This is a genomic window from Streptomyces sp. NPDC107454, assembly GCF_055582885.1.
This window is the reverse complement of sequence record NZ_JBVJPA010000008.1, coordinates 410,545-433,042: the sequence shown is the minus strand read 5'-3', so window position 1 is coordinate 433,042 and position 22,498 is coordinate 410,545. Positions and strand designations below refer to the sequence as shown.

The window sequence follows — 22,498 nt, the reverse complement described above, 5'->3', positions numbered from 1 at the left end:
CGTACCGATGGATCTCCGGCACACCATGAAGGGCCGACGGACACTGGCCGCAGTGGCCATCACGACTGGGTTGCTCCTCACGGTGTCCGGTTGCGGCGGGGGAGACGGCGGTGACAAGCCGAGCGGGACTTCTACCTCCCAGTCGAGCAAGGGCGGCAGCGGAGACAAGGCGCAGTCGTCTTCGACACCGAGCCAGGCGGCGGCACTGGCGGAGGTGAAGGGCGGCGACATCACGCTCACCGTCACCTCGGCCGTCCGTGACCAGGGCGGATATGTCACCGTGAGCGGCAAGGTGTCCAATGGCGGCGGCCAGTTCTGGATCGCGTCGAACTGGCGTGGCGACGAGCGGGAGTTGAGTGGGAACGGCGCGTCCCTCGCCGGTGCCTCCCTGACCGACAGCAAGGGCAAGAAGAAGTACCTCGTCCTGCGGGACACCCAGGGGCGGTGCCTCTGCACGAAGTTCGACGGAGGTGGCGTCGAAGCGGGTCAGTCTGCCGACTGGTTCGCCCAGTTCCCAGCCCCACCCGCCGACACCACCAACGTAGACTTCCAGGTCGGCTCCATGCCCCCCGCCTCCATCCAGATCTCCGGCGGCGAGTGACCATGGCCCTCCCACCCCGCAGCGCAGCGACCACGCTCACGGCCCTCGCCGTACTGGCCGCGCTGAGCCTCACCGGTGGCCCGGCGCACGCCGACGGCACCGGTCCCAGTGCCCCGCCGGGCAGCGTCACCACCTCCCCACCCCCCACCGTCGACCCCACCAGCCCCGGCCTGAAGCTCGCCGACGGCGCCACGCTCGCGCCCGCCAAGGTGTTGGACATCAAGTCGGTCGTGGAAGACCTCGGCGGCGAGGAACGGCGCGAGGACACCAACTCCGACGTGACGTTCGCGTTGCAGGCAGAGGTGCTGTTCCCCAAGGACAGTTCGAAGCTGAACCCCGACGCCCGGTCCCGTATCCAGGCGATCGCGGACGAGATCAAGAACCAGAAGGCGACGACGGTCAGGGTGTTCGGGTTCACCGACAACCTCGGCTCGTACGCCCACGGCCTGGTCCTCTCCAAGAAGCGCGCGGAGATCGTCCACGACGAACTGGCGGCGGCGCTCGGTTCGACGGACGTCACGTTCGAGGTGCGTGGCTACAGCGAGGACTACCCGATCGCGGACAACACCTCGGAGGAGGGCCGCCGGAAGAACCGCCGGGTGGAGGTGACGTTCCCGAGGGGGGCGACGTCGAGCTCCAACGCAAGCTGAGGGAGAGGCGGGGCGGGCGGGTTCCATGCTGTGCACCCGACGTCACCTACTTCCCCCGAGTTCCGCTTCGAGGAGCGCGCTGCCTGAGGAGCCGGGTGATTGGCAGATTCGGGCCAACGGGGATCAAGGCGGCACTGCGCTGGGTGCCGGGTAAGTGGCCGGAATCAGCCAATCACCGTGCGGGACAGGAGGAGTGGGCGCCCCGACTCGGCTGCATTCCAAGGGTGTGACACGGTCCGGCGCGGCCTGGCCGACTGGCTGAGCCTCCTGTCACCATGCTCCCGGAATGGCCCGGCAACGACCCCGGCGAGGATGCGATGAGAAGGATCGTCCTGATGATGTCGGTGTCCCTGGACGGATTCATCGAGGGACCGAACCGCGAGATCGACTGGCACCGCGTCGACGCGGAGCTGCACCGCCACTTCAACGAGGAGGTCGGCAAGCTCGGTGGTCTGCTGGAAGGCCGCGTGACACACGAGCTGATGGCCGGGTTCTGGCCGACGGCCGACCATGATCCGGACATCCCGGACCGTACGGCCGAGGTCGTCGAGTTCGCGGGGATCTGGCGGGACATCCCCAAGTACGTGTACTCGCGGACGCTGGAGCGGGCCGACTGGAACACCACGATCGTCCGGGACGTCGTACCGGACGAGGTCAGGGCGCTCAAGGAACAGCCCGGCGGGGACCTCGGCCTCGGCGGCGCCGACCTCGCGGCGGCGTTCCTGCGGCACGACCTGGTCGACGAGTTCCGGGTGTACGTCCATCCGGTGCTGATCGGCCGCGGTAAACGCCTGTTCCCGGAGTCGGGCACCCCGACCGGTCTCCGGTTCGCCGAGTCACGGGTCTTCGGCAACGGGGTCGTACTCCTGCGCTACGAACGCGACAGCACCGCCACGGCTGCCGCCCCCGCCTGTGCCGAGGCGTAACGGTGTTGTCCGTGCGCCGGGGCGTGGGTAGGAAGGCTCCATGACTGTTCTCGGCGTCGTGTTCCGGCCCCAACTGCCCCCCGAGCGTCTGCGGGCCGTCGCGCGCGCGGCGGACGACGCGGGCCTGGAGGAGCTGTGGCTGTGGGAGGACTGCTTCCTCGAAGGGGGCATCTCGGCCGCGGCGGCAGCCCTCGCCTGGACCGAACGGGTCCGGGTCGGCGTGGGCCTGCTGCCCGTCCCGCTGCGCAACGTCGCCGTCACCGCGATGGAGGCCGCCACGCTGCACCGGATGTTCCCGGGGCGCGCGATCCTGGGCGTCGGGCACGGCGTACAGGACTGGATGGGGCAGGTCGGGGCGCGTGCGGAGTCGCCCGTGACGCTGCTGCGCGAGCACCTCGACGCGCTGCGGGCGCTGCTGCGGGGCGAGCGGGTCAGCACGGACGGCCGGTACGTGAAGCTGGACGGCGTGGCCCTCGACTGGCCGCCGACGGGGGCACCGGAGGTGCTCGCGGGTGCCACCGGGCCGCGTTCGCTCCGGCTCTCCGGGGCCGCCGCCGACGGCACCGTCCTCACCGCCGCCACCGCGCCGGAAGGGGTACGGCGGGCACGCCGGCTCATCGACGAGGGGCGGGAGTCGGCGGGCCGGACCGACCACCACCGGGTGGTCGTCTACCTCCACACGGCCACCGGAGCGGACGCGGCGGCCCGGCTGCGCGCCGAGATCGAGGCGAACGGTGAGGATCCGCTGCCGGAGCACGGCGTCGCCGGGGACGCGGACGCGGTCGCCAAGGCCGTACAGCGCCTCGCGGAGGCGGGCGCCGACACCGTGGTCCTCCAGCCGACCGCCGACGAACCGGACCCCGAGGCCCTCGTACGGTTCGCGGCGGAGGAAGTACGGCCGCTCATCGGGTAGGCCGGTCGTTGTCAGTGCCCGCTGCCACACTCGGCGGTATGAGCGAAGACGACGTACGACTGAGGGATGTGGTCGAAGCCGACCTCGACCTGTTCCTGGCCTACGAGCACGACCCCGAGGCGGCCCGGCGGTCGAGGTTCGAGCCCCGGCCGCGGGAGGCGTTCATGTCCCACTGGAGGACCAGGATCCTCGGCGACGACACCGTCCTCGTGCAGACGGTCACCGTGGACGGGGCACCGGCGGGGAACCTCGTCTCCTGGTGGGAGAACGAGCGGCGCTTCATCGGCTACTGGTTCGGCCGCCCGTACTGGGGCCGGGGGATCGGCACCAAGGCCCTGGCCCGCTTCCTCGACCTGGAGAGGAACCGCCCCCTGTACGCCGACCCCTTCACAGGCAACACCGCGTCCATACGCCTCCTGGAACACCACGGCTTCCAACACCACGGCACCGTCCACCACGGCGACGACGAGCACAACCTGCTCGTACTCCCCGGGACGTGAAGGCACGGGCGACGAGCACCCTGGCCCCCGGCCCGGAACCCCGTTGCCCGAAGAAAAACCCCTCGCCTCCCCACCACCCCCTTGAGAAGATCCCCCCATGACCACCACCCGTACCTTCGAAGCCCTCGTGGACGAGGGCGTGGCGGTGTCCGTCGAGGGGTGGGACTTTTCCTGGTTCGAGGGGCGTGCCACCGAGGAGCGGCCCTCGTGGGGGTATGCGCGGGCGATGGGGGAGCGGCTGGCGCAGGCGTCCGCCGCGCTGGACGTCCAGACCGGTGGCGGTGAGGTGCTGGCCTCCGCTCCGACGCTGCCCCCGCTCACCGTCGCCACCGAGGGCTGGCCCCCGAACGTCGCGAAGGCCACCGCCCTGCTGCACCCCCGCGGCGCCGTGGTCGTCGCCTCTCCCGAAGACGCCCCGCTGCCCTTCGCGGACGGCGCCTTCGACCTGGTCACCAGCCGGCACCCGGTCACGACGCACTGGTCCGAGATCGCGCGCGTCCTGCGCCCCGGCGGCACGTACTTCTCCCAGCAGGTCGGCCCGGCGAGCGTCTTCGAACTCGTCGAGTACTTCCTCGGCCCGCTGCCGCAGGACGTCAGGAACGGCCGGCACCCGGACCGCGCCCGCGCCGCCGCCGAGGCCGCCGGGCTCGACGTCGTCGACCTGCGCGCGGAGCGGCTGCGCATCGAGTTCCACGACATCGGTGCCGTCGTCCACTTCCTGCGCAAGGTGATCTGGATGGTCCCCGGCTTCACCGTCGACCGGTACCGGACCGAGCTGCGTGCCCTGCACGAGCGGATCGAGGCGAAGGGCCCGTTCGTCGCCCACAGCGCCCGCTTCCTGATCGAGGCGCGCAAGCCGCGTCGTTCCGCCTGACGAGGGGCGCACGTCCGGGCTCAGGCGTGCGGGCCCGCCGTCACCTTCCCCACCACCAACTCCGCCCTCGCCTCCAGGATTTCACCCACGCGTTCCACCTGCTGCGCCAACTCCCGTTCCCGCTCCGCCGTCAGCCCTTCCAACGGCTCCACGGTGACCGTCGTACGCCGTCCCCGGAGGCGCTGGTGCCAGACCCCGGCCACCACACCGTCGACCAGCAGCACGGGGAAGTTCCCGGCCTGACCGCCCGCGAGAGCACGCGCGTACGCCGCCCCGGGGAAGAGCACCTCGCGGGGTCCCGCGGCGATGGCGTACGCGTCGAAGTACGGAAGCAGCCGCACCCCGCGCACCGGCGCCCCCGGAAACTCCGTGTCACCCGCCGCGACCCACGCCGGCCCCTCGAAGTCGACCTCCTCGGTGACCCCCGCCCCCGCCAGCGAGGCGAAGAGCTCCGTGGCCCAACCGCGCGGAGCCGCCGCCCACTTGGCGAACTGCCCCGGCGTCGCCGGTCCGTACGCGCGCAGATAGCGCCCCACGAGCAGAGTGAGCCCCTCGTCGGCGGCGAGCGGCTCGAAGTGCGGGGGCCGGGTGTACGTCACCTTGCGGCCCCGGTTCGGGGCGAAACACAGCGCGCCGCGCTGACCCGCCCGGTGCATGACCTGCCGCCAGCGCGGCCACATGCCCTGGAACGCGGGCATCACCAGGTCCCCGGCCCAGGACCCGGTGCGCGCCACCACCTCGTCGCTCAACTCGTCGATGGTCAGCCGCGCGCCGTCCAGGGCGTCCCCGATCGCCGCCACGACCTCGTCCGCCTGCTCCTCGGTGAGCCGGACGGCGGGCGCGGAGGGGCTGCGGCCGGACGGGATCGCCGTCAACGCTGCCGTCCAGAGCGGGAGTTCCGCGGTGGGGAGCAGATGTACGGTGCCGCGCGGTCCGTACGTCTTCACCAGCGAGCCGTCCTCCCAGAGCGCGGCGCGTACATCTGCCCGCGTGACCCCGTCGGCGCGTACGCCCACGGACACCTCGGCCGCCGACAGGACTTGTGCGTGCGCGCCGAGCATCGCGCCGACGACGTCGGCGACCGGAGTCCCGCCGCGCGCCGCGGCGGCCAGGGACTGGCGCTCCATGCGGCGCGCGCTCGCCTCGTTCCATGTGATCTTCAGGGTCATGCGGCGAAGGTAGGCGGGAATGAGGTCAGATCCTGTCCGCTGAAGCGCCCGGGAACCGATTGACCGAAAACACCCTGATGCGATCGGTCATGGGCGAGATGTCCGTCCGCATGACGGACATCTGCACAGGGTTTCCACATCGTTATCGGTGGTGGGTCGTCCGGGCGGTTCGCCTCACGTAAGTTCAGACCAAGGTAATTCGCGTGAGCAAAGCTGCGCGTGTGGCACCGCGCAGTGGAGGGGGCTGCGCGGTGCTGCGCCCCGTCTGACGCCGCATCACCGGTCGTGCACCGTGATCTGCGCCCCGCGCCGTACGCCCCATCGCTCCATCGCCCCGGCCTCCGCCTCCAGGATGTGGCGGGAGCGTGGACGGGGGCGCCCCATGCGCCCCGGCTTCATCGTCCGCACCGCCAGGACGCGGAATTTCCGGTCCATATAGGCGACGTCGATCGCGAACCGCATCCCCAGGGTGTGCACCGCACCGGCCGGCGAGAGCAGCAGGGCCCCGTCGATCCCGTCGCGCCCGAGCAGTCCACGGCGCCGGGCGCGGGCCGACGCGGCGACCTCAAGCGGCACCGGTGCGGGGATCCCCGGCGTGGTGAGCATGGCCATGGGTGCGAAGTTAGCGGCGCCGTCAAGCCGGCGACACGGCGGCGCGTCACTCTCCCGGAGTACGTGGGGGCGAGTCGGCAGGGAAGACCCAGTTGGTCGCAAACCCTCCGGATCTCTCCGTTTACCTCTCCATTCCCTTTGAATCCGCTGTGATTCGGCCATGGTCACGCCCTGAATGAGAGGTTCCGGGGCCACCGTGGTGTCGTCGTCCGGTTTCGGAGAGTAGTTGTGGCACGCCGATGCACGCAGCATCACTTACGAAGGGTTATGGTGGAAACCCCCCCTCGGGCCGGTCCGTCTCCCCCCCACGGACCGGCCCGTTTTTTGTGCCCCCACCCCCCACCCCGCCACCGCCTCGGCCTGCGCCCCCATGCGCCCCCCTGACCTCGGCGACCGGCCTCGGTGACGCAGCGCCCCCACCCCGTTCACGGGTATCGACGAGGCGCCGCTGCTTTCCTCCAGCGTGATCGACGAGACAGGCCCTTGCCGGGCCGTTGGTTTCGCGGGGGTAGGCTTCGCCCCCGGGGGCCGTCATATGGACAGGGGTTGCGCTGAGCGAGGCCGCTCTGCCGCGCCTGTCCGATCCGCACGGAGGGGCTGACAACACGTGAACCTGCGGGACAACCTGCGCCGGCTGCTGCTCAGGTTCTACACACGCAGGGTGGAGGGCCACCTCGACCACGACCAGGTGCCCAAGCACATCGGCGTCATCATGGACGGCAACCGGCGCTGGGCGAAGGCGGCGGGCAGCACGGCCGCCCAGGGGCACCGCGCCGGCGCCGACAAGATCGAGGAGTTCCTCGGCTGGTGCTCGGAGACCGACGTCGAGGTCGTCACCCTCTGGCTGCTGTCGACCGACAACTTCGACCGCCCCGAGGAGGAGCTCGTCCCCCTGCTCGGCATCATCGAGGGCGTCGTACGCACCCTCGCCGCCGACGGCCGCTGGCGCGTGCACCACGTCGGCACGCCGGACATCCTGCCCTCCCAGATGCAGACCGCGCTGAAGGAGGCCGAGGAGACCACGGCGCACGTCGACGGGATAGTGGTCAACGTCGCCATCGGCTACGGCGGCCGCCAGGAGATCGCCGACGCCGTGCGCTCCATGCTCCTCGACGCCGCCGACAAGGGCTCCTCGATCGAGGACGTCGCCGAGTCGGTGGACATCGACCTCATCGGCAAGCACCTCTATACGAGTGCCCAGCCCGACCCCGACCTGGTGATCCGCACCAGCGGCGAGCAGCGGCTGTCCGGATTCATGCTGTGGCAGACCGCCCACTCGGAGTACTACTTCTGCGAAGTCTTCTGGCCGGCGTTCCGCAAGGTCGACTTCCTGCGCGCCCTGCGTGACTACGCGGCGCGACACCGCCGCTACGGAGGCTGACCCAGGGGGATGCGAGGGGTGCGCGTCATCCGGAGTTAACGAACGCGTGGCCACATGCTCTTGCATGGCCTCGCATGTTCGAGGGCATAAGCCATGCAGGTCGACGCCCGAACCACGGGTGTCGTATCTCAGCGGACGGCACGGGGCCGTCCGCCCGGGAGGCCCTTTGCACCAGCCCGACCGTGCGGTCAGTACGGACGAGACGGAGGGCCGGTCTCCGGCCCGCGCAATGCGGCCAGGACCGGTCCAGCTCTTCTCCGTCGCTCCCCGACCTCATCCGAGGGGGTACGTCCTTCCGTGGTGACCAGCACAAAGCGCCGTATGCCAGACCGGCGCACCTATGTTCTCGACACCAGCGTCCTGCTGGCCGACCCGAACGCCCTGAGCCGCTTCGACGAGCACGAGGTAGTGCTTCCGATCGTCGTGGTCACGGAACTGGAGGCCAAGAGGCACCATCCGGAACTCGGCTACTTCGCCCGGCAGGCCCTGCGCCTGCTCGACGAGTTCCGGGTGCGGTTCGGTCGTCTCGACGCCCCCATCCCGATCGGGGATCTCGGTGGGACCGTACGCGTCGAGCTCAACCACTCGGACCCCAGCGTCCTGCCCAGCGGGTACCGCCTGGGGGACAACGACTCCCGCATCCTCGCGGTCGCCCGCAATCTGCAGGCCGAGGGGTACGACGTCACCGTCGTCTCGAAGGACCTGCCGCTCAGGATCAAGGCCTCGTCCGTCGGCCTCCTCGCCGAGGAGTACCGCGCGGAACTGGCCATCACGGGCTCCTCCGGCTGGACCGGAATGTCCGAACTGACCCTGTCCGGCGAGCAGGTGGACATCCTCTTCGAGGAGGGACACGCGTACGTCCCCGAAGCGGCCGACCTTCCGGTGCACACCGGTCTGACGATCCAGTCGGAGCGCGGCAAGGCCCTCGGCCGTGTCACCGCCGAGGGCAACGTCCGGCTGGTGCGGGGCGATCGGGAGGCCTTCGGCATCAAGGGCCGCAGCGCCGAGCAGCGCATCGCGCTCGATCTGCTGCTCGACCCGGACATCGGCATCCTGTCGATGGGCGGCCGGGCCGGCACCGGCAAGTCGGCGCTCGCGCTCTGCGCGGGTCTGGAGGCGGTGCTGGAGCGACGCCAGCACCAGAAGGTGATGGTCTTCCGGCCGCTGTACGCGGTGGGCGGGCAGGAACTCGGCTATCTGCCCGGCTCCGAGGCCGAGAAGATGGGCCCCTGGGCGCAGGCGGTCTTCGACACGCTGTCGGCGGTCACCTCGCGCGACGTCATCGAGGAGGTCACCGCGCGCGGCATGCTGGAGGTCCTGCCGCTCACCCACATCCGCGGCCGCTCCCTGCATGACGCCTTCGTGATCGTGGACGAGGCCCAGTCACTGGAACGGAACGTGTTGCTGACCGTTCTGTCGCGCATCGGCGCCAACTCGCGGGTGGTTCTCACCCATGACGTGGCACAGCGGGACAATCTGCGCGTCGGCCGCTACGACGGTGTGGTCGCCGTCGTGGAGAAGCTGAAGGGTCATCCGCTCTTCGCGCACGTGACGTTGAACCGCTCCGAGAGGTCCCAGATCGCGGCACTTGTGACCGAAATGCTGGAGGACGGACAGATCTGACCTATCTGTGACCACTTGACCTGGTTGGTCAAAACGTGGTGGATGCACGGTAGTTGACGCCGCCCGGCAAAAGGCGAAGAGCCTAGCCGGGCGGCGTCTGCGTGCGCGCTTGTTTCCGCGAAACTCCTGAGGCAAACGGGGTGTGAGCTTTCACACGCAACGGGGAATTGCCTCGCGGCGTCGGGTTACGGCAGAGTCTCAGTCCTGTCAGGCCCCGCATACGACACACGTGTACCCCCAGCGGTACCGCACCTCAGGAACACCAGAACTCCATAGAGTCGTCGTATGCCGCCCGCGCACCACGCGGCACTTCCGTCACGGGAGTTGCCCACCGGGCCCGTGCCTCCCGTGACCCCGTAGTTGGGAGGCCAGCGTTCAGGGGCACGATTGCGTCCGCGAGGGTCACCTAAGCGGGCGATGCTGGAAGGAAACCGTGTGAGCCGGATTTCGGTCCGGGGACTCGCAGTGGCCTCGGCCACCGCGGTCACCGCTGTCGGCGCCGTGAGTGGTGTTGCCTCGGGCAACACCGGCCAGCCGTCGAACGACGCCGAGGCTGTGGCGAGCGACTCGACTCTGCTCGCGGACATACCTGCGGGCCAGCAGGCCCAGGTGCAGACCGCGTCCCTGACGCAGCAGGCCGACGCACAGGCCATCGCCGCGGACGCGAGCGCCAAGAAGGACGCGGAGGAGGCTGCCCGCAAGCAGGCGGCCAAGGACGCGGTCGCGAAGCAGAAGGCCGCTGCGGAGGCCAAGGCGCGCAAGGAAGCAGCGGAAGCGGCCAGCCGCTCCGAGACGCGTGCCACCGCCGCTGTCAGCCTGGCCCCGCAGTCCTCGTACACCGTCGCCGAGGTCCAGGCCATCGCGCGTCAGATCATCCCCAGCGGTCAGTTCCAGTGCTTCAGCAACATCGTGGACCACGAGTCCACCTGGAACTACCGGGCGCAGAACCCCTCTTCCGGCGCCTACGGTCTCGTGCAGTCGCTGCCCGGCAACAAGATGGCGTCCGTCGGTGCCGACTGGCAGACCAACCCGGCCACGCAGATCAAGTGGGGCCTCAACTACATGAACGAGCGCTACGGCAGCCCCTGCGACGCCTGGTCGTACTGGCAGGCTCACGGCAACTACTGAGCCGCCGTCACCTCTGGCCGCTCAACCTTTCGAAGCCCCTCCCCGTCCTAGGGTGAGGGGCTTCGGCCATGTACGGTCGGAACCGACGACTCCAGGGGGGAGTGGTGGGGAGAAGCGGGGGAAAAGGACGGATCATGTCGAGAGTGCCAGGGTTGCTCGGCCGGCTCGGCGCCGGGCTGACCGAGCTGGGTGCGCGGCTGGACGAGCGCCGCGCCGAGGTGGAGAAGGAGTCGGGGGGCTCGCTCGACCTGATCGACGAGACCGAGGACCGGTCGCCGCGCGGCGCCACGACGACGGTACGGACGGACGCGAAGCCTTCCGCACCCCCTGCCGACGCCCGCCCCGAACCCACCCCCGAAATCACCCCCGGCGAACGTGAACCCGGATCCGATTCCGATTCGGAGCCCTCCGCCGTTTCCGCCCCCGTCCTCCACTACACCCGTGGGCCGGAGACGGACACCCGGCCCGATCCCGTCCTGGCCGTGCCGTGGGGCGTACGGGTCGCGGCCGAGGCCGGCTGGCGGCTGCTCGTTCTCGCGGGCACCCTCTGGGTGTTGATGCGGGTGATCAGCGCCGTACAACTGGTCGTACTGGCCTTCGTCGCCGCGCTGCTCATCACCGCGCTCCTGCAGCCCACCGTGGCGCGCCTGAAGAGACTGGGATTCCCCAGGGGCCTCGCCACCGCGCTCACCGCGATCCTCGGCTTCGTCATCATGGGGCTGGTCGGCTGGTTCGTGGTCTGGCAGGTCCAGGAGAACATCGACAACCTCTCGAACCAGATCCAGGACGGCATCGACGAGTTGCGCAAGTGGCTCCTCAACAGCCCGTTCCATGTGACGGACAAGCAGATCAACGAGATCGCCAAGAACCTGCGGGACGCGATCGGCGCGAACACGGACCAGATCACGTCGGCGGGGCTGGAGGGCGTGACCGTCATAGTGGAAGCCCTGACCGGCATCCTCCTGACGATGTTCTCGACGCTCTTCCTTCTCTACGACGGCAAGCGGATCTGGGAGTGGACGCTGAAGCTGGTGCCGGCGGCGGCCCGGCCGGGCGTCGCCGGTGCCGGACCGCGCGCCTGGCGGACGCTCACCGCCTACGTCCGGGGCACGGTGATAGTGGCGTTGATCGACGCGACCTTCATCGGCCTGGGCATCTACTTCCTCGACGTCCCGATGGCCGTCCCGCTGGCCGTGTTCATCTTCCTCTTCTCCTTCATCCCCCTGGTCGGCGCGGTGGCCTCGGGCGCGCTCGCGGTCGTCGTCGCCCTGGTCACCCAGGGCGTGTTCACCGCGGTCATGACCCTCGTCGTGGTCCTCGCGGTCCAGCAGATCGAAGGCCACATCCTCCAGCCGTTCATCCTGGGCCGCGCGGTCCGGGTCCATCCGCTGGCGGTGGTCCTCTCCGTCGCCGCGGGTGGGCTGGTCGCGGGGATCGGCGGGGCCGTGGTGGCGGTGCCGCTGGTGGCGGTCACCAACACGGTGGTGGGATACCTGCGTTCGTACTCCCGCGAGCCGGGACTCCACCACGCGCCGGAGCCGCGGGGCGCCACGGCGATGGATGTCGCCCCGGTACGCCCCCCATCTCCCTGACGATCCCCCATCTCCCTGACGACCCCACCCACTCCGGACGGTTCCTTCGCCCGCGGGCGGGTGGGGCTGCGCCCCGGCGCCCCATGCTTTTAGGGGCGCGGGGAACTGCGCGACCAGCCCCCACCCGCCCGCAGCCGAAGGACCCACCTGGGGGTCTGGGGGCGGTGCCCCCAGGGGAAGCCGAGGCCCCGCCCACCCGGCCAGGGTGAACGGGACCTGAGAGGAGACGCGGAGGCTACTCCGCGAGAACGGCTTCGGCGTCCAGGGTCGTGGCGACCGCCTGGATCACGGAAGCGATCTTGAATGCCTCCTGGATCGTCTCCCGGTCGACGCCCGCCTTGCGGAGCACCTGCTCATGGGAGTCAAGACACTGCCCGCAGCCGTTCACCGCGGACACCGCCAGCGACCACAACTCGAAGTCGACCTTCTCGACACCGGGGTTGCCGATGACGTTCATCCGCAGACCGGCCCGCAGGGTCCCGTACTCGGGGTCCGACAGCAGGTGCCGCGTGCGGTAGAAGACGTTGTTCATCGCCATGATCGCGGCAGCCGACTTGGCGGCGGTGTACGCCTCCGGCGACAGCTGAGCCTTCGCCTCCGGCTCCAGCTCCCGCAGCACCCGCGGCGACCGCGCCGCGATCGCGCACGCCAGCACCGTCCCCCACAGCTGCTGCTGCGGAAGGTCCGAGTTGCCGATGACCGAGCCGAGGTTGAGACGCAGGTCCTTCGCGTAGTCCGGCAGGGCGGACTTCAGTTCGTCGAGGGACATGGAGGGTTACTCACCCGCCAGGAGCGCCACCGGGTCGAGGGTGTTCTCGCCCTTGGTCCAGTTGCACGGGCAGAGCTCGTCCGTCTGGAGTGCGTCGAGGACCCGGAGGACCTCCTTGGGGTTACGGCCGACGGAACCGGCGGTCACCATGGAGAACTGGATCTCGTTGTTCTGGTCGACGATGAACACCGCACGCTTGGCGAAGCCGTCCTCGCCCTCGATGCCGAGGTCCCGCATGAGCTCGTGCTTCGAGTCGGCCATCATCGGGAAGGGAAGGTCACGCAGGTCGTCGTGGTCCTTGCGCCAGGCGTGGTGCACGAACTCGGAGTCGCCGGAGAAGCCGAGCACCTGAGCGTCACGGTCGGCGAACTCGTCGTTCAGCTTGCCGAAGGCCGCGATCTCGGTCGGGCACACGAAGGTGAAGTCCTTGGGCCATGCGAAGATCACCTTCCACTGACCCTCGTAGGTCTTGTGGTTGATCTGCTGGAACTCCTCGCCCTTCTCCAGCGAGACACAGGCGGTCAGATCGAACTCGGGGAACTTGTCACCGACAGTGAGCACGCGCTCTCCTTGCAGCAGGGAAAAGCCCTTTTTGGGGGCGTTTCCCGGGGGTTGGACGAAGCTGATGTTGGCACACGCTGCATTGATTACGGAAATAGCTACACTCGGTCGTGTTGATCGACTACAACTATCAGTGACTATGAGTAAGAGGTACGGCCATGGCCAGCCCGATGGGCAATGCAAGCTCCAGGGGCCCCATGAGCGGCAAGGGAGCCATGAGTCCCAAGGGGAGCGGGCGCCGTCAGCCGAGCCTCGCCCAGCTGCGCGCCTTCGCCGCCGTGGCCGAGCACCTGCACTTCCGTGACGCGGCCGCCGCGATCGGCATGAGCCAGCCCGCGCTGTCGGGTGCGGTATCCGTCCTGGAGGAGACGCTCGGCGTGACCCTCCTGGAGCGTACGACCCGCAAGGTGCTGCTCTCACCCGCCGGCGAGCGTCTCGCCGTACGCGCGAAGGCGGTACTGGACGAGGTCGGCGCGCTCATGGAGGAGGCGGAGGCGGTACGGGCGCCGTTCACCGGGGCGCTGCGCCTCGGCGTCATCCCCACCGTCGCGCCCTACCTCCTGCCCACCGTCCTCAACCTGGTCCACGACCGCTACCCGGACCTCGACCTCCAGGTCCACGAGGAACAGACCGCCAACCTCCTCGACGGGCTGACCTCCGGCCGTCTCGACCTGCTGCTGCTCGCCGTCCCCCTCGGCGTGCCCGGCATGACCGAACTCCCGCTGTTCGACGAGGACTTCGTGCTCGTCACCCCGCTCGACCACTCGCTCGGCGGCCGGGAGGGAATCCCCCGCGAAGCCCTGCGCGAGCTCAACCTGCTCCTGCTCGACGAGGGGCACTGTCTGCGCGACCAGGCCCTCGACATCTGCCGCGAGGCGGGCCGGGAGGACGCGCCGGTCACCACCACGGCCGCGGGCCTGTCCACCCTGGTCCAGCTCGTCGCCGGCGGCCTCGGCTGCACCTTGCTGCCGCGCACCGCCGTCAAGGTCGAGACGACGCGCAGCAACCAGCTCCTCACCGGCTACTTCGCGGACCCGGCGCCGACCCGGCGGATCGCGCTGGCGATGCGCGCCGGGGCCGCGCGGGGCGGCGAGTACGAGGAACTGGCCGCAGCGCTCCGAGAAGCGCTGCGGCCACTGCCGGTACGGGTGTGGGACCGGGACGCCTGAGCGCCCCGGCCCACGGGCCCCGTCACTCGGTGCGCAGGCCGTCCGGCCGCATCAGGCGCAGCAGCGGTGGCAGGCTGAGCGCGGTCACCAGCAGGACGACTCCCGCGCCGATGCCGGTCATCGACAGCAGGCTCGGCCAGTCCACGCGCACCGAGACCTTCGTCATCTTCTGCAGGACCACACCCAGGGTCACGCCGACCACGGAAGCGAGCAGCAGACCCAGCGCGATCGGGATCGCGGTCTGCCAGAGCACCGACAGGCTCAGCGTGCGGCGTCGAGTGCCGAAGGCGACCAGGACGGAGAGCAGTTTCTTTCGCTCGCGCAGCTGTTCCAGCTGGGAGACCAGCAGGCTCGCGCCGATCAGGAACAGGACGCAGGCCGCGCCGACGGACAGGCCGGTGCGGATGGAGGTGTAGCGGTTGTCCTCCTGGGTCGACGACCAGGTCCAGGCGTGGGCCAGCGGGCTTAGCTTCGCCGTGGTGTTGCGAACGATGTCGTAGATGTCCGGTGCCGACTGGTCGATCTGCAGATAGGCGTCGCCCTCGATCGCCCGCGCGGCCCCGGCCGGCAGTGCGCTGGGGGTGAACAGGACGCCGCCGGTCAGACCGTTCGTCGCGTCCGTGCGGGTCCGGGCCGGCTTGATGCCCTGCGGTACGGTCCAGGCGACCTCCCTGCCCCTGAAGCTCTCGGCGTAGGAGGGATCGATGTAGAGGGTTCGGCCGGGCTTGGCGAGCTTCAGCGCGTCCAGGTCGCTGTCGGAGCCCTTGACGAGGAAGATGTCGCCGTCGCGGCACGTCGGCAGCTTGGCCAGCTTGCGCAGCGACGCGCAGTTGCCGACGGTCACGGTCGTGGACGTGTCGGGGTCCCGCTTCTTGTCGCCCAGCGAACCGGTGCCGATCGCGGTGACCTGTCGTACGCCCTTGGTCCGCGTGAACTGCTCGCGGGCCTGGTCGAGCGGGACGTCGTACGGCAGGCGGATCTGCATCTGCGCCCGCTGGAGGTCGTACGACGTGTCCTTGGTGTAGTCGCCCTCGACTCCGGCGAACAGCATTTGCAGGGCGATGGCACCGGCCACCGCGACCGCGATGCCGTTGACCATGCGGGCCGCCGTTCCGCTGCTCAACTGGAGTCTGCGGATGGCGAGTTGCCAGGACACCGAGCCGGATCCGAGCCGGGCGACGACCGTTTCGACGATCCAGGGCAGCAGCGCCGTCACGCCGATCAGGAGCAGCAGGACACCGCCGATCACCAGGTACTGGTTGAAGTTTCCGCTGGTGTTGCCCTTGCCGATCATCGGGTAGAGCATCGCGAGTCCGCCGATCGGCAGCAGCAGCCGCCACCACAGTCGGCGCCGCGCGGGCTTGGCCGCACGGACCACGCCGAGCGGCTCGATGACGACTCCGCGCAGTGCGAGCAGGGTGACGAGGACCGCGGCCGCGGGCACCGCGACGGCGACCAGGGCGGCCAGTGCGGGCGTGGGGTTCAGATAGCTCGGGAACACGCTCTTGCCGAAGATCTCGACAGATCCCGCCAGTTGACGGGCCAGCAGGAAGAAGACCGTGCCGAAGGCGAGCCCGAGGACGGCGCCCGCGAGGGCCTCGCCCGCGGCGATCCGCCGGGTCATCCGGCTGTCGGAGCCGACCAGGCGCAGTGCCGCGAGCCGCCGGTCGCGCCGCTCGCCGCCGAAGCGCACGGCCGCGGCGATGAAGACACCGACCGGCAGCAGCAGCACCACGAAGACGACGATGATCAGGAGGAGGAGTACGGGGTCCAGTTTGTCGGGCGGTCCGAGGGGCTCCCCGAAGTGGTCGATACGGGTCACTCTGGAGCCGTCGATCCTCGGGGCGAGGTTGTCGGCGCCCGCGTAGTAGCTGAGTTCGGTCGGGCCGACCAGACCGGGCTCCCCGATGGTGCCGATGGTGCGGTAGGGCAGCCGCTCGCGCAGCAGTTTCCCGCTGTCGGACTTCAGCAGGTCCGCCAGCGCGGGGGAGACCACCATCTCGCCCACCGCCGGGAGCTTCTTCACCCCCGGCGGCAGCGGCGCCCGGGCCCCCTCGGGTTGCACCTCGCGTCCGCGGATGTCCTTGTCGCGGTAGGTGTCGTCGACGGACGCGACGAGCAGGGTCCGATCGGACGCCTCGGGTATGCCCACATCGGTGTACGTGATGTCCGTACGGGCCTTCTCGCGGTCGCTGCGGGCCTGGAGCGCACTCGGCAGCGCCGTGGTGAGCAGCAGCAGTGCGACGCCGAGCCCGACCCCGACGGCCGTGAGGACCGCACGCATCCAGCCCTCGCGTCCGCCGGTGAAGGCGAACCTGGCGCCCATGGCCAGGTCTCTGGACCACTGCCGGACGATGGGAGCGGCGCTCATACGACCCGCTCCATGTCGCGGGACTTTCCGTCGCGTACGACGATCTCGCGGTCCGAGTAGGCGGCCACCCGTGCCTCGTGCGTGACGAGGACGACGGCGGCGTTGGTCGAGCGGGCCGCCTCGGTGAGTAGATCCATCACGCGTTCGCCGTTGAAGGAGTCGAGTGCTCCGGTGGGCTCGTCCGCGAAGAGTACGCGCGGGCTGGTGACCAGTGCCCGGGCCACGGCGACCCGCTGTCCCTGGCCGCCGGATATCTCACCCGGCCGCTTGTTCTTGAGGTCGTCGACCTCCAGCCGTTCCATCCAGGACAGGGAGGTTCGCTCGGCCTCCTTGCGCCCGGTGCCGTTGAGCCGCAGCGGGAGGGCGACGTTCTCGACACAGGTCAGTTCGGGAACGAGCTGCCCGAACTGGAACACGAACCCGAACTCGCTGCGCCGCAGCGCGCTGCGCTGAGCGTCGTTCATGGTGGCCATCTCCTGGCCGTTGTAGACGATGGATCCGGAGTCCGGAGTCACGATGCCGGCCAGGCAGTGCAGGAGGGTCGACTTGCCGGAGCCGGAGGGGCCCATCACGGCGACGACCTCGCCCGGGTGGATGGAGAACTCGGCGCCGTCGAGGGCGCTGGTGGGGCCGTACGCCTTGCGCAGGTCGTGAGCCGTGAGCAGGGAGCCTGCGGGGGTCATCGGGTTACCGCCTCGGCGAGTTTTTCGAGGCGCGCGGCGGTGAGCTCCAGCCACCGCAGGTCGGCCTCCAGATGGAAGAGGGCGTGGTCGCAGATCAGCTGGTCGGCGAGGTCGCCCTTGCGCTTGCGGTCCGTCAGGATGCGCATCATCCGCAGGTGCTCGGAGCGCTGCGTGTCGAGGATCTCGGACGCGTCCCGGTGGGTGAGCAGCGCGAGAACGACCTTCGTGTAGAGGGTCGACTGCAGATACGGCTCGGGCTTCTCCGGCGTCGCGAGCCACTGCTGTACGTCGGTGATCCCGGCGTCGGTGATCGCGTACCGCTTCCGCTCCGGGCCGCCGCCCGCCTCGATCCCGTCGACCTCGACGAGTCCGTGCTTGAGCAGCCTGGACATCGTCGAGTAGACCTGGCCGTAGTGCAGCGGCCTGTCGTGACCGAACTTCTCGTCGAAGGCCCGCTTCAGGTCGTAACCGTGGCGGGGCCCGGACTCCAGGAGTCCTAGGAGGGTGTGACCGATGGACATGCCGAGCACTCTACACACGGCGTATACACCGCACGTATACACACCACGAATAGATCATGCTGAACGCCACGTCCGTGCAGCTCACGCCCGATTGTCACGGTTCCGTCACCACGCCGGACGGGCTGAGAAAAGCGGACCGGGGCAGCAAGGTCAGAGCACCCACCCGCAACCGAAGAACGACCCCCGGTCCCCCAGAGGCGCGGGGAACTGCGCGCTCGGCCCCCATCCACCCGCAGCCGAGCAGCGACCTCCGGCCCCTCAGGGGCGCGGGGAACTGCGCGACCGGCCCCCACCGGCCGGCAGCCGACGAACGACCCGGGCCTTCAGGGGCGCGGGGAACTGCGCGACCGACCCCCACCCACCCGCAGGCGCAGACAGGCGGACGCGGCGCGGAGCGGAACCCGACGGTGCCTACTCCTCCGTCGCGTCCGTCGCGGAAGCGGACGGTCGCCCCCGTCGAGGAATCGGCCCCGCCCCACCCGGCAACCGCCCCGCCTCCGCAAGCGCCCGCCGCAACAGATACTCGATCTGCGCGTTGGCCGAGCGCAGCTCATCCGCCGCCCACCGGGCCAGCGCTTCATGGACCAGCGGATCCAGCCGCAGCAGAACCTGCTTACGCGGCTGAGGCTGAGACTGCGGCTGCGGCCGACGCTCGGGGACCGACCCCCCGGAGGGATCCGTCACTGGTAGAGGGACCCCGTGTTCAGGACGGGCTGCGGAGCCCGGTCACCGCACAACACCACCAACAGGTTCGACACCATCGCCGCCTTCCGCTCGGGGTCCAGCTCCACAATGTCCCGCTCGGTGATCCGGGCGAGCGCGGCCTCGACCATCCCGACCGCCCCGTCCACGATCTCCCGCCGCGCCGCGACCACCGCCCCGGCCTGCTGGCGCTGAAGCATCGCGGAGGCGATCTCGGGAGCGTACGCGAGATGCGTGAAGCGCGACTCGATGATCGACACCCCGGCCGCCTCCACCCGCGCGTGCAGTTCGACGGCGAGCTTCTCGGTGATCTCCTCGGCGTTGCCGCGCAGTGAGAGACCGTCCGCCTCGTGGGCGTCGTAGGGGTACTCGATCGCGATGTGCCGTACGGCCGCCTCGGTCTGCGTGGCGACGAACTCCAGGAAGTCGTCGACCTCGAAGGTGGCCTGCGCGGTGTCCTCGACCCTCCAGACCACGACCGCGGCGAGCTCTATCGGATTGCCGTAGGCGTCGTTGACCTTGAGGACGGCGGTCTCGTGGTTGCGTACCCGGGTCGAGATCTTGGTGCGGGAGGTGAAGGGGTTCACCCAGCGCAGCCCGTCCTGGCGGATCGTCCCCCGGTACCGCCCGAAGAGCTGGACGACCCGCGCCTCACCGGGCGCCACCGTGTTCAACCCGCACATCGCGATGAACGCGGCGAGGCCGGTCAGGATGCCGGGGACGATCAGCGCGGCCTTGGCCCCGCCGGCGCCGACCGTCGTGGCGGCCGCGACCATGCCGACGCCGAGCAGCAGCCCGACCAGCCCGAACAGCAGCGCGAGCCCGCCGCCGATGCTGTGCGCGGCGAACTCCCGTACCCGCGGATCGGGCATCCGCGGCACATCGGCGGCAGCGGAGGAGCCACTGGGAGTCGAGCCGTTGGGAGTCGAGTCGTGTTCTGGCATAGGTGCCCCCGTTTTCGTAGGGCGGAAGCCCGTACGACTCCCACCCGTCCATGACCAACCAGGTCTATCTAAGTGATATCACATTACCCGCCACGGCAACCTTCCACCCTTCTCGCACGTCGGTTGAGGTGGGACGGATGCGATGTCCTGAGTGGTACGTGCTGATTGTCACGTCCGCAAAAGACCGGATCGATAGCCCTTTGTCATAGCGCGTGGTGTTAGTTTGCTGAGCTGACCTCAGCGGTGGACCTGTGTGACGCGCGAACACGAACGCGACACCCGAGCGCGTGAGTGAACGCGGCAGGACACGCGTACAAGAGAGCGCGACACGAGAGCGAGCGGAGCGGACGCAGCCATGGGACGAGCGGAAGAGAGACGAGCGCGGCAGCACGGTGGCCGCCGCGCGGCGGCCATGCCCTCGTCCGGAGGAAAGCCCCGGCGCACCGGCGTACGGCGGTTCGTGAACTGGAAGACGATCCTCGGCACCTTCCTGGGCTTCTGTCTGCTCGGCATGGGCGCCTTCATCGTGCTCTACATGGTGGTGTCCATACCCCAGGGCAACGCCGACGCGCAGCGTCAGAGCAACATCTACAAGTACAGCGATGGCAGCACGCTCGCCCGAACCGGCAAGGTCAACCGCGAGATCGTCGGCCTGGACAAGGTGCCCAAGGACGTCCAGAAGACCTTCGTCGCCGCGGAGAACAAGTCCTTCTACAAGGACTCCGGCGTCGACCTCAAGGGCACGGCCCGAGGTCTGATCAACACCCTGTCCGGCAAGGGCAAACAGGGTGGTTCGACGATCACCCAGCAGTACGTCAAGAACTACTACCTCACCCAGGACCAGACCGTCACGCGCAAGCTGAAGGAACTGGTCATCTCGCTGAAGCTGGACCGTCAGCAGTCCAAGGACGACATCCTCGCGGGCTACATCAACACCAGCTACTACGGCCGCAACTCCTACGGCATCCAGGCGGCGGCCCAGGCGTACTACGGCAAGGACGCGAGCGACCTCACGGTCGAGCAGGGCGCGTACCTCGCCTCGCTGCTCCAGGCCCCGAGCCAGTACGACTGGGGTGCCGCCACGGACACCGGCAAGCGGCTGGTCACGGCCCGCTGGAACTACACCCTCGACAACATGGTCGAGGAGGGCTGGCTGCCCGCCGCCAAGCGCGCGACCATGAAGTTCCCGGTCCCGCAGGACCCCAAGGGCGTGCCCGGCATGGAGGGTCAGACCGGCTACCTGGTGGACGCGGCCAACAGCGCGCTGGCCAACCGGCTCGTGACCCAGGGCGCCGCCGCCAACTACGAGGACGCCAAGGCACTGGTCGACGCGGGCGGCTGGACGATCACGCTCAACATCGACAAGAAGAAGCAGACGCAGCTGGAAGTCGCCGTCAAGACGAAGCTCACCGGCAAGCTGGACACCAAGAAGCGCAAGGTCGACGGTGACGTCGAGGCCGGTGCCGCGTCCGTCGACCCCAAGACCGGCAAGGTCGTGGCGATGTACGGCGGCGAGGACTACTTCAAGCACTACGTGAACAACGCGACCCGCCGCGACTACCAGCCCGCCTCCACCTTCAAGCCGCTGATCTTCGCGGCGGCCCTGGACGAGCAGGCCAAGACGCAGGACGGCCAGGACATCACGGCGGACACGGTCTACGACGGCACCAGCGGCCGCTCCGTCAAGGGCAGCAGCATCGGCTTCGCGCCGCCCAACGAGGACAACCAGGACTACGGCGACGTCACCGTCCAGACCGCGATGAACAAGTCCATCAACTCCGTCTTCGCGCAGATGGGCGTCGACGTCGGCATGGACGAGGTCCTCAAGGTCGCCGGCAAGCTCGGCATGGACACCAAGGGCATGCAGGCGGTGCCCGCGCAGACCCTCGGCACCATGGGCGCGAGCCCGCTGGAGATGGCGGGCATCTACGCGACCCTCGACAACCACGGCCGGAAGGTCACCCCGGCCATCGTCGCCTCGGCCGAGCACAAGGACCGTACGGTCGACTTCCCGACCCCGATCGGCGACCAGGTCATCAGCTCCCAGGCGGCCGATACGGTCACCTCGGTGCTCACCGGCGTGGTCAACGACGGTACGGCCCAGGTCTCGGTGGCCCAGGCGGTCGACCGCAACGACCAGCAGGTCGCGGGCAAGACGGGTACGTCCGACTTCAACAAGTCGGCCTGGTTCACCGGGTACACGCCGAACCTGGTCACCTCGGTCGGTCTGTTCGGAGAGGTCCCCAAGGACCGCAAGGACAGCGCCGGCAAGGTGGTCAAGCAGGGTACGCAGGTCTCCCTGAAGGGCGCCGCGGGCGGCGGCCGTGTCAACGGCGGCGGCTTCCCGGCCCAGATATGGGCGGCGTACACCTTCAACGCGATGGGCAGCGTCACCACCTTCGACCTGGACACCACCCAGGGCGCGGCTATGCAGCCCACCACCACGCCGACGATCAGCGACACGCCGAGCGAGACGCCGTCGCAGACCCCGACCACCGAGCCGCCGACGACCGAGCCGCCCACCACCAGCGCGCCGCCGACGCCGACGTCCGAGCCCCCGACCACCCCGGCGACGACACCCCCGACCACTCCGGCGGGGACCCCGACCGACGTGATCACACCACCGGACCCATTCAATCCGGACAACCAGCAGTAACCGTCGAAAAGGCCCACCAGGGCCTGAGTGAAAAAGGGCGCCCGGTGGCTCACCGGGTGCCCTTTTTGCCGGGCGATTATCGGCCACAAAGGCCGGAACTTTAAAGTTCTATGAGAATTTCGTTGACTCGGGTCGGGTGTCTGGACCATTCTC

Annotated in this window: 21 protein-coding genes; 12 read left to right on the top strand and 9 right to left on the bottom strand. The window is 69.5% G+C overall.

Features of this window, described 5'->3' with window-relative positions; genetic code table 11:
* Positions 1-7 precede the first annotated feature (7 nt).
* The 6 genes from ACZ69M_RS22790 (at position 8) to ACZ69M_RS22765 (ending at position 4,464) form a co-directional block, all read left to right on the top strand.
* On the top strand, positions 8-601 hold the full coding sequence (locus tag ACZ69M_RS22790; RefSeq protein ID WP_470052259.1) for a hypothetical protein: 594 nt from the start codon (positions 8-10) through the stop codon (positions 599-601).
* Between the two features lie 2 nt (positions 602-603).
* Positions 604-1,251 (top strand): OmpA family protein, encoded by a 648-nt coding sequence (locus ACZ69M_RS22785; protein WP_470052257.1) that lies wholly within the window; start codon positions 604-606, stop codon positions 1,249-1,251.
* A gap of 317 nt (positions 1,252-1,568) precedes the next feature.
* Positions 1,569-2,177 carry a dihydrofolate reductase family protein gene (locus ACZ69M_RS22780; protein WP_470052255.1) on the top strand — a complete coding sequence of 203 codons (609 nt, stop codon included), beginning with the start codon at positions 1,569-1,571 and terminating at the stop codon, positions 2,175-2,177.
* Positions 2,178-2,217: 40 nt separating this feature from the next.
* Positions 2,218-3,090 (top strand): LLM class flavin-dependent oxidoreductase, encoded by an 873-nt coding sequence (locus ACZ69M_RS22775; protein ID WP_470052253.1) that lies wholly within the window; start codon positions 2,218-2,220, stop codon positions 3,088-3,090.
* Between the two features lie 38 nt (positions 3,091-3,128).
* The gene (locus tag ACZ69M_RS22770) at positions 3,129-3,590 is read left to right on the top strand and encodes a GNAT family N-acetyltransferase (RefSeq protein WP_470052251.1); all 462 of its coding nucleotides are present in this window, start codon (positions 3,129-3,131) and stop codon (positions 3,588-3,590) included.
* Between the two features lie 97 nt (positions 3,591-3,687).
* Entirely contained in the window at positions 3,688-4,464 is a 777-nt protein-coding gene (locus ACZ69M_RS22765; RefSeq protein WP_470052249.1) for a class I SAM-dependent methyltransferase, read from the top strand.
* Positions 4,465-4,484: 20 nt separating this feature from the next.
* Here ACZ69M_RS22765 and ACZ69M_RS22760 read toward each other — a convergent pair whose 3' ends face one another.
* Together ACZ69M_RS22760 and ACZ69M_RS22755 are read right to left on the bottom strand one after the other, a co-directional pair.
* Positions 4,485-5,633 carry a winged helix DNA-binding domain-containing protein gene (locus tag ACZ69M_RS22760; RefSeq protein WP_470052247.1) on the bottom strand — a complete coding sequence of 383 codons (1,149 nt, stop codon included), beginning with the start codon at positions 5,631-5,633 and terminating at the stop codon, positions 4,485-4,487.
* Positions 5,634-5,909: 276 nt separating this feature from the next.
* Positions 5,910-6,245, bottom strand: coding sequence for a DUF192 domain-containing protein (locus ACZ69M_RS22755; RefSeq protein WP_470052245.1), 336 nt, complete (start codon positions 6,243-6,245; stop codon positions 5,910-5,912).
* 607 nt (positions 6,246-6,852) lie between these two features.
* Here ACZ69M_RS22755 and ACZ69M_RS22750 point away from each other — a divergent pair.
* The 4 genes from ACZ69M_RS22750 to ACZ69M_RS22735 all read left to right on the top strand — a co-directional run bounded on the left by ACZ69M_RS22750 (position 6,853) and on the right by ACZ69M_RS22735 (position 11,969).
* On the top strand, positions 6,853-7,626 hold the full coding sequence (locus ACZ69M_RS22750; protein WP_470052244.1) for an isoprenyl transferase: 774 nt from the start codon (positions 6,853-6,855) through the stop codon (positions 7,624-7,626).
* 297 nt (positions 7,627-7,923) lie between these two features.
* Entirely contained in the window at positions 7,924-9,249 is a 1,326-nt protein-coding gene (locus ACZ69M_RS22745; protein ID WP_470052242.1) for a PhoH family protein, read from the top strand.
* Between the two features lie 435 nt (positions 9,250-9,684).
* The gene (locus ACZ69M_RS22740; protein ID WP_470052240.1) at positions 9,685-10,377 is read left to right on the top strand and encodes an aggregation-promoting factor C-terminal-like domain-containing protein; all 693 of its coding nucleotides are present in this window, start codon (positions 9,685-9,687) and stop codon (positions 10,375-10,377) included.
* A gap of 134 nt (positions 10,378-10,511) precedes the next feature.
* Positions 10,512-11,969: an AI-2E family transporter gene (locus ACZ69M_RS22735; protein WP_470052238.1), complete on the top strand. Its 1,458-nt coding sequence runs from the start codon at positions 10,512-10,514 to the stop codon at positions 11,967-11,969.
* Between the two features lie 235 nt (positions 11,970-12,204).
* Here ACZ69M_RS22735 and ACZ69M_RS22730 read toward each other — a convergent pair whose 3' ends face one another.
* Entirely contained in the window at positions 12,205-12,738 is a 534-nt protein-coding gene (locus ACZ69M_RS22730) for an alkyl hydroperoxide reductase (protein ID WP_060894603.1), read from the bottom strand.
* Positions 12,739-12,744: 6 nt separating this feature from the next.
* Positions 12,745-13,299 (bottom strand): peroxiredoxin, encoded by a 555-nt coding sequence (locus ACZ69M_RS22725; protein ID WP_054235005.1) that lies wholly within the window; start codon positions 13,297-13,299, stop codon positions 12,745-12,747.
* A 215-nt stretch (positions 13,300-13,514) separates the two neighbouring features.
* Here ACZ69M_RS22725 and ACZ69M_RS22720 point away from each other — a divergent pair, with 215 nt between their 5' ends.
* Positions 13,515-14,468, top strand: a complete 954-nt coding sequence (locus tag ACZ69M_RS22720) for a LysR substrate-binding domain-containing protein (protein WP_470052236.1) — start codon at positions 13,515-13,517, stop codon at positions 14,466-14,468.
* Between the two features lie 22 nt (positions 14,469-14,490).
* Here the strand turns inward: ACZ69M_RS22720 and ACZ69M_RS22715 are convergent, their stop codons facing one another.
* The 5 genes from ACZ69M_RS22715 to ACZ69M_RS22695 all read right to left on the bottom strand — a co-directional run bounded on the left by ACZ69M_RS22715 (position 14,491) and on the right by ACZ69M_RS22695 (position 19,689).
* Positions 14,491-16,839, bottom strand: a complete 2,349-nt coding sequence (locus tag ACZ69M_RS22715) for an ABC transporter permease (RefSeq protein WP_470052234.1) — start codon at positions 16,837-16,839, stop codon at positions 14,491-14,493.
* Entirely contained in the window at positions 16,836-17,522 is a 687-nt protein-coding gene (locus tag ACZ69M_RS22710; protein ID WP_470052232.1) for an ABC transporter ATP-binding protein, read from the bottom strand. Before ACZ69M_RS22710 ends, ACZ69M_RS22715 begins: the two co-directional genes overlap by 4 nt.
* Entirely contained in the window at positions 17,519-18,043 is a 525-nt protein-coding gene (locus tag ACZ69M_RS22705; RefSeq protein ID WP_067368291.1) for a PadR family transcriptional regulator, read from the bottom strand. The genes ACZ69M_RS22710 and ACZ69M_RS22705 overlap by 4 nt, the downstream gene beginning before the upstream one ends.
* Positions 18,044-18,454: 411 nt before the next feature.
* Positions 18,455-18,727: a type II toxin-antitoxin system antitoxin gene (locus ACZ69M_RS22700; RefSeq protein WP_470052230.1), complete on the bottom strand. Its 273-nt coding sequence runs from the start codon at positions 18,725-18,727 to the stop codon at positions 18,455-18,457.
* Positions 18,724-19,689: an SPFH domain-containing protein gene (locus ACZ69M_RS22695; protein ID WP_470052228.1), complete on the bottom strand. Its 966-nt coding sequence runs from the start codon at positions 19,687-19,689 to the stop codon at positions 18,724-18,726. Before ACZ69M_RS22695 ends, ACZ69M_RS22700 begins: the two co-directional genes overlap by 4 nt.
* A gap of 355 nt (positions 19,690-20,044) precedes the next feature.
* Between ACZ69M_RS22695 and ACZ69M_RS22690 the strand changes: the two genes are divergently transcribed.
* On the top strand, positions 20,045-22,345 hold the full coding sequence (locus ACZ69M_RS22690; protein WP_470052226.1) for a transglycosylase domain-containing protein: 2,301 nt from the start codon (positions 20,045-20,047) through the stop codon (positions 22,343-22,345).
* Positions 22,346-22,498 lie beyond the last annotated feature (153 nt).